Below are 12612 nucleotides of genomic sequence, written 5' to 3' on the forward strand. Positions count from 1 at the left end.
GAACATGAACGTGCTGAACATAGCGTTATTCGAGATCAAAAAGGACTTGCGGGATAAGCGTACGCTGCTCTTTATGCTTGCCTTTCCAATCGTGCTTATACTGATTCTCGGAACGGCTCTCACAAACGCCTTCAATAACGGAATCGAGCTCGGAGATATGAAGCTGCTTGTTAAAAACACCGCTCAGAGTGAACAACTGCAAAGCTATTGGAACGGCTTCGCTCAAGCAATCGGCAAAGAAGGCGTCGAGTTGACGCCCGCTTTGAACGGCATCGACGGCAAGAAAGCCGTTCAGGATAATCAATTTACGGCGTACGCTGAAATCGACGACAATGGCATTCACTTCTACGGAAGCAGCCGTCAAACGATCTCGAGCAATATCATCCAGGGCATGCTGACTTCGTTCGCCGACAAGTACAGCTTGGCCGCGGCGGCCTTGAAAAACGATCCCGAAGCAGCGCAGGCCATCATCGCGGGAGAGATGACTGCCGGTTCTTTCATTCAGGAGTCCTCGCTCAATCCGGACCGTAAACCGGGCTCCATCGATTATTACGCAATCGTGCAATCCACGATGATCGCTTTCTATGCTTGCATGTCGGCTAGCTGGCTCATTCGCGGTGAAGTGAAGCGGAAGACGGCGCTTCGACTAGCCGCAGCCCCGGTAGGGAAGCTGGAGATCTTCGCAGGCAAGGTGATCGCTAGCACCATCATCAACTTCCTGTGTATTCTCGCAGTCGTCCTGTTCAGCAAATACGCATTCAACGCCAACTGGGGTAATCACCTCGGTTCCGTATTCCTCCTGCTGTTTACCGAAGTTCTGCTGGCGGTCAGCTTCGGCCTTGGCATCGCTTTCCTATTCAAAGACGATGCGGTCAACGCCGTGATGATGATCTTCGTCCAGTTGGCTTCCATGTTCGGCGGCGCCTACTTCCCTGTCGACGAGGCATCCGGCTTCTTCGCCGGCATCGCGAACATCTCGCCGCTTCGCTGGGCGAATGAAGCATTGATGAACCTGATCTATAACGACGACTTGCAGGCCGTGTTCCCCGTTGTGGGACTTAATACCGCGATAGCGGCAGCATTCCTCGCATTCGTCGCTATTACGATGCGCAAACGGGAGGCTTTCTAAGATGAATAATATTCTTTGGATCGTTCGCAAGCAGCTCCGCTCGACCTTCCGCAAGAGATCGAGCTGGATCGTCTATTTCGGATTACCGATCGCCGCCATCCTCCTCTCCATGCTAATCTACGGAAGCTCCAGCGGCGGCAGTCTAAACGTCGGTATCCTTAACCAGGACGGTAACAAGACATTAACTCAAGACGCGATTCGTTTCGTTGAAGAGCTGAACAACGTGAAGATCACGATGGCGGACCAAGCGTCTATGAACAAGGACATCGCTTCCGGCAAGCTGGACAGCGGCCTTATCTTCGAGAATGGATTCGCGGACAGCGTCCGGAACGGTCAACCAGCCCATCTTCGCATTGTCTCCGCCAAAGGGGCGGAGGTGACCTCTTACGTGAAGGCACTGCTTGAAGGCTACATCGGCAATGTCGCCTCGATCGGCCAGACAACAAAGAACGACGCTGATGCGTTCGACGCCATCTATGCGGATTACAAAAAATCCAGCTTCAAGTTCGAATCCGAATCGCTTAAAGATACTGCGAAGTTTAAGGACATGACGTATCAATCAATCGGCTTCCTTCTGATGTTCCTTCTCTTCTCCGCGGTCAATATGAGCAACCTTATTCTTAAGGAGAGAGAGAATCGCACCTTCCTCCGTCTGCTCTCATCACCGCTGTCGGCTCGGGGATTCGTGCTTGGGAACGTGCTGGTCACCTTCATCATCCAGGTGCTGCAGATCGTCGTTACGCTGTTGGTCCTGAAGTACGCCATCGGCATTGACTCCGGCGTTCCGTTCGGAGAAATGCTAGGCACGCTCCTTCTTTTCTCGCTCGTCGCTATCGCCCTTGCCTTGCTGCTCACCGCGTTCTCGAAGAACAGCAGAGGCGCCGGCGCATTGCAGACGCTAATCATTACGCCGACCTGTCTTCTTGCCGGCTGCTTCTTCCCGCAAGAGATTATGCCGGATACGGTTCAGAAAATCTCGAGCTTCCTTCCGCAGCACTGGCTTCTTGTTACGATTACGAAGCTGCAGGACGGTCAAACGATTGGAAGTCTCGGACTCAACTTGGCCATTCTCATCGCCTTTGCTGCCGTGTTTACGCTGATCGCGATCTACCGGTTCAGCCGTAACAACGATGTAAGGCAGTTTATCTAAGTGCACCAGCGCAAGAAGGATTTAACGCAACCTCCAATCAATTAACCGACTACTTACAAGTAAGTAGTCTTTAAACGAAAGACAGCTGCCGATAAATTGTCGGCAGCTGTCTTGTTGTTTCAAGGTAACCGTAAAGTTAAAGGGAGTAATAACTATAAGGCTACCGTTTTCGTTGCAACTTCCTCTTGGAATGTCTGGTCATGCTCAACAAAAATCATTGTTGGATTAAAGCTTTTAATAAGCTCTTCAACTTGCATTCGTGAATAAACATCAATAAAGTTTAGCGGCTCATCCCAAATATATACATGAGCTTTTTCGCATAAACTTTTAGCTATAAGCAACTTTTTCTTTTGCCCGCCGGAATAGTGGGATATATCTTTTTCAAACTGGATCCGGTCAAAATCCATCTTACGTAGAATGGATTTAAATATCGGTTCATTAATTTGATTTTCTTCAATAAAGTCAGACAGCTTTCCCTTTAAATGAGAGGTATCTTGCTGTACATAAGAAATGACAAGACCTGAACCAACGTTCAAAGTACCTGTATGCCGGAGTGGCTTCCCTAGAATTAATTTTAGAATACTACTCTTTCCACTGCCATTCTTGCCATCAAGCACTACTCGGTCTCCCGCTTCAACCTTAAAAGTTATTGGCTTGTTCACTAATTCACCATCGTACCTAACAGACACGTCCGTTAACTGAATGAGTTCTTTAGAAATGTATTCTAAAGGCTCTAAATGCAACGACTCCGTTTTTTCCACGTTTTTAAGCAGCGTTGACTTCTCTTCAATAGCTTTATTTTGCCTTGACTCCAGGTTCTTTGCACGTTTCATCATTTTTGCAGCTTTATGTCCCACAAACCCCTTGTCCAATTTAGAACCGGAATTTGTTGTACCGTTTTTGGAGGCCTCCACTTGATTGGACCAATTGGCGGAACGCTTTGAAGATTGTTGCAGCCTTCCAATATCTTTTTGCAAACGTTCATTCGTTTTTTCCTCATGTTCCTGCCGTCTATCAAAATTCAGCTTCCAAGAAGTATAATCACCGCTTTGAACTTCTATATTGGCTCTGTTTATGGACAAAATATGGTCAACACAGCCATCCAAAAAGTTTCTATCATGCGAGATTAAAATGAATCCCTTTTTCCTTTTTAGATATTTAGAAACCATCTTTCGAGCATGGGTATCCAAATGATTGGTCGGCTCGTCAATTAATAAGAATTGCCCTTCGTTCAAGAAAAGCGCAGCCAATAAAACCTTCGTTTGTTCCCCATTGGATAACGTTTCGAATGGTCTGTACATCACTTCAGCATCGACATCTAAATAAGAAATTTCCCGAAGAAATTCCCAATCTTCTGCGTGTGGACATATCTCTTCCAATATTTCATAGGTGAGTCTGCTTTTATCCGGAACCGGATATGGAAAATAATTAAATTCTGCCGAAGAGATAATATTACCGTTGTATTCATATTTCCCTAATAGAAGATTGAAGAAGGTCGTCTTGCCTCGACCGTTGCGGCCAATAAATCCAAGCTTCCAATCCGTATCTATTTGAAAGCTAACATTCTCGAAAATAGGATCAAAGCTGCTAGGATATGAAAATGTCAGGTTTTGTACATGAATCATTGACATGGTGGGTTCCTCCTTTTTATAAACACATTACTTTTTATAAAAAGTCGGTACATACCCATCTATTCTTATTTACTCCGCATAAGTTCAATGGATACTTACCGACTTATACGGAGTAAATCATGCGTAACAACCTTGTCTGTACTCATCTTCCCCCTCCTTTATCACTTGTTGTCCGAAAAAAAATAAAGAGCTGCAAGAAAGTTACCTTTCTTGTAGCTCAAATAAAACGAATACAGCATCCAACCTAATAAACAGGATAGATAAATATTATTTGAGAAAAGAATAAGTAGTTTTCTTGCTTAACAAAGAATAAAACAAACAGGTTATGTTTTATCATTCGTAAATATAGCAAGAAATATTACATTATCTTTTCATCTCCTCTTGATTATTAGATATAAGTCTAGCATACCGAATTTCACAATTCAACTTTATAACATGCCTTTAAATCGGCTAAAGCAAGAGGCTCATCGTGATTACAAAGGACAGCAGGCTAAGCACGATCGATGGAATGGCCTTCGAGAATGGATCCTTCGCTACAACGATGAGGATGAAGGCTGCCGCCAGCATGGTTGCGGCTAATAAAAGACCGGCTATTACCGCTGTAATAGAAAACCAAATGCCCACAATCATACCAATCGAGCTTACGATTTCTATTAACCCCGTAACGAAATTAAAAAACGGCGGCAGTCCGAATCGCTTAAATTCATGCGCCATTTTACCGCTGATGATTCTTATTCCCGTAAACATAAAAAATACGCCGACAATCACTTGCAAAATCATAGTTAACATTTTCTTAACGCTCCTATAACTCAATTTTTATTTTCGATTAATAAACATGCTATAGCATATATATCGCGTTAATCATTATACCGAGTTAACAATCTCTCACCTCCTCTCCGTTTATTCATCATTAACGCTCGCGTACAGTTTTCCGAGAATCGCTTTCAGGTCGTTAATTTCAGCCATGCTCAAATTTCTTGTCGCATAATGATGCGCCTTAATTACAACGGGAAGCACCTTCGATTTGAGCTCAATCCCTTTGTCGGTAAGATATAGGTTGTGTGAACGCTTGTCCATTTCATGAACGAATCGTTTGACGATTCCTTTCTTCTCCAAAGAATGAATCATTCTAACAACCGTGGTCTGATCCCGATCGATGGATTCCGCAAGCTCCTTTTGAGTTGTTCCCTTATCGCCGTCCAGCACGCTAAGAATGCCCCATTGATCCGGCGTGATCTCGAACGGCTTTAATTGCTTCGTAAAATAATTGTTCATCTTTACATCTGTACGATGAATCTGGAATCCCGTAAAATCATAAAGTTCCATAGTCGTCTCCTTTGAAATCCAATAACTCTTCCCGAATTATATATGCTATAGCATTTAAAATCAAGAAGAATACTCAAGCGCATAATCGGACCTGTCCCAGAAATAAAAAAAAGAGCACTGCGTTAACACAGTGCTCTCAGAGTCTTTAAATGGTATAACTATCTTGAATGAGGGCCTTCACAACAAGCTTTACGATATCTTTTGCCGCTTCCTCGATCGAAGAGCTGTTGATATCAGCCTCGATTGGCAAAAAGGCTTGACCAATGATTTCATGCGCAATAGCTTGGTCGCTGTCGTTCGCAGCACCGGCCGGCACCAATGCAAGAAGTCCCGCGTCGTTTAGCAATGTAGCATAAGCTGCGAGTTGCCGCACGGATTCTCCCGAGCGGTTATCGATTAGCATCGTATGATAACCTCTCGCTACCAACCGTTTCTCGACTTCTTTCGCAAGAGCCGTATTGCCCATAACGGAACCAGTAAGCCAAAGCGTTAATGGCTGCTGTCCTTTTTGCTGGGCACGAACATCTCTAGTGATTTCCGTATCGATCCGGACCACATTGTCAGAGCTTTGAAGAGCTTCGTCAATGACGCCGCAAGCGGATGTCATATTCGTTACGCGATCGATGAGAATAAACCCACCGATGCTTTTATTTTTTTCGAATGAGTCAAAAATAATACCATCCGATAATGAGAATTCGCATTTTGCCAATTCATTCTTTACCAGATGATCGGCTGTAACGGTATTTCCTGTATTAATATCGATCTTGTAATTAATTGCTGTTACCGTACCCGGAAGAATCTTCGTACCTACCTTCACCAGAACATCTTTACCCGGCGTCAGGACAGAATCATCCATCCAAAGAATCGTCGCGCTAAAGCTGTCGGCCTCTTGGAGCTGATTGTCCTTCGTAAATACGCAGCCCCGCGAAACGTCGACTTCCCGATCTAATTGAATCGTGACGGGTTGCCCGGCATGAGCCGAATTCCTGTCTTGGTCTGTGACTAAAATTCGTTTAACCTTCGCCTTCTCATGGCTAGGCAACGTTATCAGTTCGTCGCCAACCGCGATGCTGCCGGCTTCAATCTGGCCTTGGAATCCGCGGAAGGTGTGGTCCGGTCGGCATACCCGTTGAATAGGCATCATGAACGGCTTCACGTCGTCGCTTGCATGAACATCGACACTCTCCAAATACGGCAACAAAGCAAGACCTTTATACCAAGGCGTATTGAGCGATTTTGTCGTGATGTTATCCCCTTCCGTTGCGGAAACAGGGATCACCTGAATGCTCTCGAACCGGAATTCAGTGGTGATGCGGGAGAATTCTTCTTTGATTGCATCAAATTTATCCGTATCGAAATCCACCAAATCCATTTTGTTTACTGCCAATACCAGATGCTTAATCCCCATGAGGGCGCAAATCCGGGTATGGCGCTTTGTTTGGGTAATAATCCCTTTGGTTGCGTCCACCAGAATAACGGCAAGGTCGGCAAAGGATGCGCCTACGGCCATGTTGCGCGTATATTCTTCATGCCCCGGCGTGTCCGCTACAATGAACGAACGGTGATCCGTCGTAAAATAACGGTAAGCGACATCAATCGTAATCCCCTGCTCGCGTTCCGCAAGCAGCCCGTCAAGAAGCAAGGAGTAGTCAATTTTGCCGCCGCGGCTGCCCAGCCTGCTGTCTAACTCGAGCGCTCTTTCCTGGTCGGCGAACAAGAGCTTAGCCTCATAAAGCATATGTCCAATCAAGGTGGATTTGCCGTCATCCACGCTTCCGCAAGTTATAAATTTAAGCAGACTCTTCATCTTAGAAATAGCCCTCCCGTTTACGTCTTTCCATGCTTCCCGCTTCTTCCTGGTCGATCACCCTTGTTGTCCGTTCGGAGGATACCGCACCAAGCGTTTCTTCAATGATAGCATCCAGCGTGTCCGCCTCCGACGGGGCACCGCCAGTAAGCGGATAGCAGCCTAATGTACGGAACCGCATCTTTGCCGTTTCAACCTTCTCACCCGGCTGGAGCTTCATCCGCTCATCATCCACCATAATCATCTGCCCGTCACGGTTGACGACTGGCCTTTCTTTCGCAAAGTAGAGGGGAACGATATCAATGTTCTCTCTGCGAATGTATTGCCAGATATCTTTTTCCGTCCAGTTGGAAATCGGGAATACGCGAATGCTTTCGCCCTTATTGATTCTGGTATTGAAAAGCTTCCACATTTCCGGACGCTGATTTTTCGGATCCCAGGCATGATTCTTATTGCGGAATGAGAAAATCCGCTCCTTCGCGCGCGATTTTTCCTCATCGCGTCTTCCGCCGCCGAAAGCAGCCGTAAATCCGTATTTGTCCAAGCCTTGCTTCAGGGCTTGGGTTTTCATAATATCCGTATATGCGGAACCATGATCGAATGGATTGATCCCTTGCTCAATCCCTTCCTGATTGGAGTGGACAAGCATTTTGATTCCGAATTCTTTCGCCTTGCGGTCGCGGAATTCAATCATTTCTTTGAACTTCCACGTTGTATCGATATGAAGGAATGGAAACGGCGGCTTCTCCGGATAAAATGCTTTCAGCGCCAAATGCAGCATCACGGAGCTATCCTTACCGATCGAGTACAGCATCACGGGATTTTCACATTCCGCCGCTACTTCTCTAATAATATAAATCGCTTCAGCTTCGAGTTGATCCAGATGTGTTGTTGCATCTATGGAATCAAGCATCAATTTGTCCATGAAAAAGTGCCTCCCTTTAATCCTCACTAAATCTATAGGCTATATTCTATATCGTATCAGATTTTCACTTTGTTGCAAAGTGGAATAAAGTATTTTCTTTAATTTTTTTGAGACGTTGGGCTCATAAAAAGGAGGACGCAACCACACGCGATATAATTCCATTTTAGGAAAAAGCGGTTGATGACTTCAGTCAAACTGTCAGCTGGAATTCCAACGGCGGCGATCAGATTACGCTCACTGCTTCGCCTTATTAAACTCAAACTCATGAATTAAAAAAGGAGCAGTTGCCTTGGCGGCAAACTACTCCAGGATAACTGTGCACTATTTAGATCCTTCCAACGTACAGAAGCATTCAATACCTTTTACATAATAAATCTTTATTTAAATGCCGAGAAAGGAACAACGAATCTAGGGAAGCCCTGCGCAGCTCCCACTAATTCACCTTCGGTGAAGTAAATGACCACTCCGTTATGGCTTAGGTAAAAGTCGCGATCAGTCTTAATCGTTTCAAAAGGTGTGATTACGTCAAGCTTACGTTCTTTGATTTGTTTTTTGATCTGATCGTTAATGATCGTCACATAGTTAGCCTTCCCTTCAGTCGCATCCTTCAAGGAAAGTTCGTTCCCCGTATTCAGATCGAACGTATGAGGAACGAGATTATGGAGGTCATGCGCTCCGCCTGAATCGATGCTGTAATACGTATAAAGACTTAACTTCCCATTCTCGTTGCACGTAACTTCGAAAGCTCCCTTAAGATTGCTATTGCTGATAACATCATATTCGTTATGCTGGCTCGATAAGGATATTGTCTTCTCAGCCTCTTGCTTCAACAGCGCATTGATTTTGGCCTGTACTTCCGTATTTCCCATGCCGGAAATCACAGGATAATAAACGAATCGCTTCTTGCCGCCGCTGTTATCACTTAACGAGTGGGCTTGGATCGTCAACTTGTTCTCGGCAATAGCTTTAATGCCGATTTGTTTGGAACCTGATGTGTACGTCACTTCATAGCCCATGCGTTCTAACAAAAAGCGAAGTGGAAGATATGTCGTATTATCCTGTAAAATCACTTGCAGGCCATTAATGAGCTGACCGTTTAACGTCGCAGTGTTGTTTTTTAGATCCAGCTTCATGATCCGGTTGTGCCCTGTAACAGTAACCACTTGAGTCGTTTTATCGAAATTTGTTCCTAGTCCCAAAGCCGTATTTAAGTTTCTCAATGCAATAAAAGTGGAGCCGTTGCTATTTATGGTACCGATGCTGCTCTTGACTCCCTCAATGCTAAAAGACTGATTTGTGATGCTGAATTTCGAGTTGGTAACGGCGGCTGCAACTTGACCTGCTGGCAGCGATAGGGCGATCGGGGAAGCCAATAAAACTGCGGCAAGGGCTAGCCCAAATCTTTTTTGTTGCATGAATTTCATATATAACATCCCTTTCATAGTGGGCATTACCCCTTGAATATTGTTCTTGCAAGTTGAAGTATAGAGGGTTCCTGTGTCCAACGTGTGTATTTGAAATGGATATCTGGAGAAACCTTAATGATATCGGGCATCCCCATAATAAGGGAATATCTTGTTGCTTAGCTCACGTAACTATCTCCGTAAAGATATACTCTTAAAAGAACTTTCTGATCTCTATCTTGGAATCTCAGTCGAAAACCGCTGGCAGTCTAAATAGCCTATCTCCAGAGAAATTGGCTCATCTTTTAACTAGTGCATCTCGTGGGTTTAAATTTGTCGCCAGAAACTCTTCGGATTGTCTTTTCTTTAAAGTGATTTAACCTCGATACATAACTCCGGCTTATGCCGGGCTCCTTCGCGATCTCGCGCTTCGTCCGCTCATCCCCCCCATGATCCAGGCCGAACCGGCCGCGGATCACTTCCTGCTCCCGCTCGTCGCGAATATCGAGATTGCGGTAAATCTTGCTTTTCTCAATCTTCAGCTGCACCCTCATCGGCTTCCGTGCCTAGGATATCGATCAGTGTTATTTCATTCCCCTTTGTTTGACATTGTGAACATGTACATGTAAATGTTCATTGCCATGAATTACTACTGTACAAAGCCGAAGCCAAGAATCGTAAACCGCTTGTCCTCATGTCCTTCCGCCATTTTGATTTCCACAGTATGCTCTCTCGCCTCAAGCTCCCGGAACAAAATAACCGCGTGGCAGCGCGTCCATCGGACAGCTTGAGATTCCGCCAACCTCGCAAGCTTTCCGTCAACCCAAACCTCCGCGTTTCCGAAATCATCATTCCCGGAGTTTTTATAAATAAGGAGCAGGCTTTTGCTATGAATCGTTATAATGAAACTCTCGTTGCCGGTCTCTGGTGTACGCATCCAATTGTACGGGAACTGGGAAGTGCCGTAGGGTTGGTCATCCATTTCCGCGAACTGCAATTCGGAATCAGTTGCATAGAAGCTGCCTTCCATTATTCCGGCTATTTCAAGGTTATTGTTTCGATCCAGCAGTCGAACATCTGCAAAATCATTGCCGAACATCGGCAGCGTTCTAAGGATGATATCCGTTTGATTCATTTCGTCGCGGTCGGTTTCCGAGAAAAGCCAGTTTAAACAATCGGCCATGATACGGTGCCCCGCATTGGTCGGATGATAGATGTCGCTGAAAAATTGCTTCTTGGTGATGACGTCGCCTTCACCCTTTGACTTATAAAACTGCTCGGTCACCGCATCCTTAACGCTTACCATGGGAAGCCCATAATACCGGCCAACGGGAGAAAGCCGCTCCTGTAAATTCCAATCGTTCTCGAACACACTGAACAACAAAATGACGGCAGGATTATTTGCGGCGGCCAAAGCCTTCAATATGAGACTTTCGTAACAAATTCCTTTCGTCTCATCGTCGGCGTCATTAACGGCAAACTCCACAATGACGATATCCGGCTGAACCGTCCCGTCTCTTAAAATATCTCTCTCGTAACGAATCATGCCCAGTTCGGAAGGCGTACCGCCAACTCCTGCTTTAATAAAGCGGATATGATGGCCGCCGTTCATACCAAACCTTTCTTTAAAATCGGTATACGTCCGATAAGCATAGCAAGCTGTGTGGAGTGGATCCGCTCCTGCCCCATGAGTGATTGAACCGCCAATGAAAGCAAGGGTAACGGCCTCACCCCGCTTGGCCTTTTCAATGGCAGCTTTCAATCGCTTGTTGTTGCCTTTATCAAGCAATGATTTGGCGATCAATACGCGATAAGTCTCCGAGTATATATCCACAATCTCCTCTGCTGCTTTTATAGATGGATCGTATGTCATCGTTATTCTCCTCTCTTAGGTTATCTGTGATTTATAAATTTCTTCTTCTATTAGAGTTTGGTAGGATCCACGATCGCCCAGAATGCTGGCTTCGCATGAAGCTGCTTGTCAAAGAGGAACGGCGCTTCCGTCCGCGTGACCGGAAATGTGCTTAGCCAGGTATGATCATCCGCAATCCCCCAGAACACGACAGCGCTGGTCAGTCCTGCGTTGGACTTCAACGCTTCGAATAGCTTCTTGTATCGCTGTGCCTGCTTTAGCAAAATATCTTCCGGCACGGCAGTTCCGTAATCGGACCGGTCGTTCCAGTTATAGACGCTCATATCAAGCTCGGTAATTTGGTTATCGAGCCCCAGCTCCTTAAATTTTTTCATAGAATCCACAATATTCATAACGGAAGGCGTATAAATGCTGATATGGGTCTGATGGCCGACACCGTCTATCGGAACGCCTTTATCGAGCATCTCTTTCACCAGAGCATACAAACGGTCCCGCTTCTTCGGATCATCCGTTCCGTAATCGTTAATATACAGCTTAATCCCGGGGCCGCCGGCTTCTCTTGCAGCGCGGAAGGCAGTCTCAATATAGTCGGTACCCGTAATTTTGTACCAATTGCTGCTTCGCATGCCGTCCGGGTCCGCAGGCTCAATCACTTCGTTCACCACATCCCAATATTCAATGTCATCCTTGTAGCGGCCAACAATGGCCCGGATATGAGTATTCAGCCGGTCCAGCAGCAGCTTCTTATTAGCTTCCCGCTTCTTGGCATCGGTCTCATCCACCATCGGTTTGCCGTCAACGTCCTGGAAGAACCAGTCCGGCACCTGACTGTGCCATACAAGCGTATGGAAACGGACCGCCATGCCATTCGCCTTGGCGAAAGCGACAATTTTATCCGCCTGATCCCAATTGAATTGTCCCTCTGCTGGCTGGATGGAGGCCGGCTTCATGGCATTCTCGGCTACAAGCATATTCACTTGCTTCTTCATCAGATCTGCCGTTAATCCATTCGTCTGGTTCGGCTCAAGGGCAGCTCCGATGGCGAAATCATTCTTGAAGGTCTCCGCAAGCGACGGTATATCCATCTGAACGGAGGGCACTACGTCTTCAGCAGGCTGCTTCGAAGGCTCCGTGATGCGCTCCGGTTCTTGCGGAGCATCAGATGCTGCCTGATCTGTTGTTTGAACAGGGGCTTCAGCGGTTTCACCGGTTTCTCCGGACTTGTTCAACGCCAGCATCATAATAATTACGGCGAGGAGCGCCGCCGATAGAACAATAGTTAATAAGGCTTTCTTGCGAATACGAAGCATAGGAAACCCGCTTTCTCGCGAAATGAAAAAACCTCTACCCTCGGCCTCTCGAGGATGA

Annotated in this window: 10 protein-coding genes and 1 pseudogene; 2 read left to right on the forward strand and 9 right to left on the reverse strand. The window is 46.0% G+C overall.

Annotation, left to right across the window (positions count from 1 at the left end; genetic code table 11):
* Nucleotides 1-4 precede the first annotated feature (4 nt).
* Nucleotides 5-1129: an ABC transporter permease gene (locus PJDR2_RS21325; RefSeq protein WP_015845801.1), complete on the forward strand. Its 1125-nt coding sequence runs from the start codon at nt 5-7 to the stop codon at nt 1127-1129.
* 1 nt (nt 1130) lies between these two features.
* Entirely contained in the window at nt 1131-2279 is a 1149-nt protein-coding gene (locus tag PJDR2_RS21330) for an ABC transporter permease (protein WP_015845802.1), read from the forward strand.
* Nucleotides 2280-2431: 152 nt separating this feature from the next.
* Here PJDR2_RS21330 and PJDR2_RS21335 read toward each other — a convergent pair whose 3' ends face one another.
* From PJDR2_RS21335 to PJDR2_RS21375, 9 genes and pseudogenes are all read right to left on the reverse strand, one after another.
* A complete protein-coding gene (locus tag PJDR2_RS21335) occupies nt 2432-3910 on the reverse strand; it encodes an Lsa family ABC-F type ribosomal protection protein (RefSeq protein WP_015845803.1) in 1479 nt (492 codons plus the stop codon).
* A 450-nt stretch (nt 3911-4360) separates the two neighbouring features.
* Nucleotides 4361-4699: a DoxX family protein gene (locus PJDR2_RS21340; RefSeq protein ID WP_015845804.1), complete on the reverse strand. Its 339-nt coding sequence runs from the start codon at nt 4697-4699 to the stop codon at nt 4361-4363.
* 111 nt (nt 4700-4810) lie between these two features.
* Entirely contained in the window at nt 4811-5236 is a 426-nt protein-coding gene (locus tag PJDR2_RS21345; RefSeq protein ID WP_015845805.1) for a MarR family winged helix-turn-helix transcriptional regulator, read from the reverse strand.
* A 145-nt stretch (nt 5237-5381) separates the two neighbouring features.
* A complete protein-coding gene (locus tag PJDR2_RS21350) occupies nt 5382-7043 on the reverse strand; it encodes a GTP-binding protein (protein WP_015845806.1) in 1662 nt (553 codons plus the stop codon).
* A 1-nt stretch (nt 7044) separates the two neighbouring features.
* Entirely contained in the window at nt 7045-7956 is a 912-nt protein-coding gene (gene cysD, locus PJDR2_RS21355) for a sulfate adenylyltransferase subunit CysD (RefSeq protein WP_041614505.1), read from the reverse strand.
* A gap of 389 nt (nt 7957-8345) precedes the next feature.
* Nucleotides 8346-9392 carry a stalk domain-containing protein gene (locus PJDR2_RS21360; protein ID WP_190276163.1) on the reverse strand — a complete coding sequence of 349 codons (1047 nt, stop codon included), beginning with the start codon at nt 9390-9392 and terminating at the stop codon, nt 8346-8348.
* Nucleotides 9393-9676: 284 nt separating this feature from the next.
* A pseudogene (locus PJDR2_RS21365) lies at nt 9677-9971 on the reverse strand (sigma factor-like helix-turn-helix DNA-binding protein); the annotation flags it as partial.
* 49 nt (nt 9972-10020) lie between these two features.
* Nucleotides 10021-11244 carry an SGNH/GDSL hydrolase family protein gene (locus tag PJDR2_RS21370; protein WP_015845809.1) on the reverse strand — a complete coding sequence of 408 codons (1224 nt, stop codon included), beginning with the start codon at nt 11242-11244 and terminating at the stop codon, nt 10021-10023.
* Between the two features lie 50 nt (nt 11245-11294).
* Nucleotides 11295-12554 carry an endo-1,4-beta-xylanase gene (locus PJDR2_RS21375; RefSeq protein WP_015845810.1) on the reverse strand — a complete coding sequence of 420 codons (1260 nt, stop codon included), beginning with the start codon at nt 12552-12554 and terminating at the stop codon, nt 11295-11297.
* Nucleotides 12555-12612: the final 58 nt, after the last annotated feature.

Source organism: Paenibacillus sp. JDR-2 (assembly GCF_000023585.1).
Lineage (GTDB): Bacteria > Bacillota > Bacilli > Paenibacillales > Paenibacillaceae > Pristimantibacillus.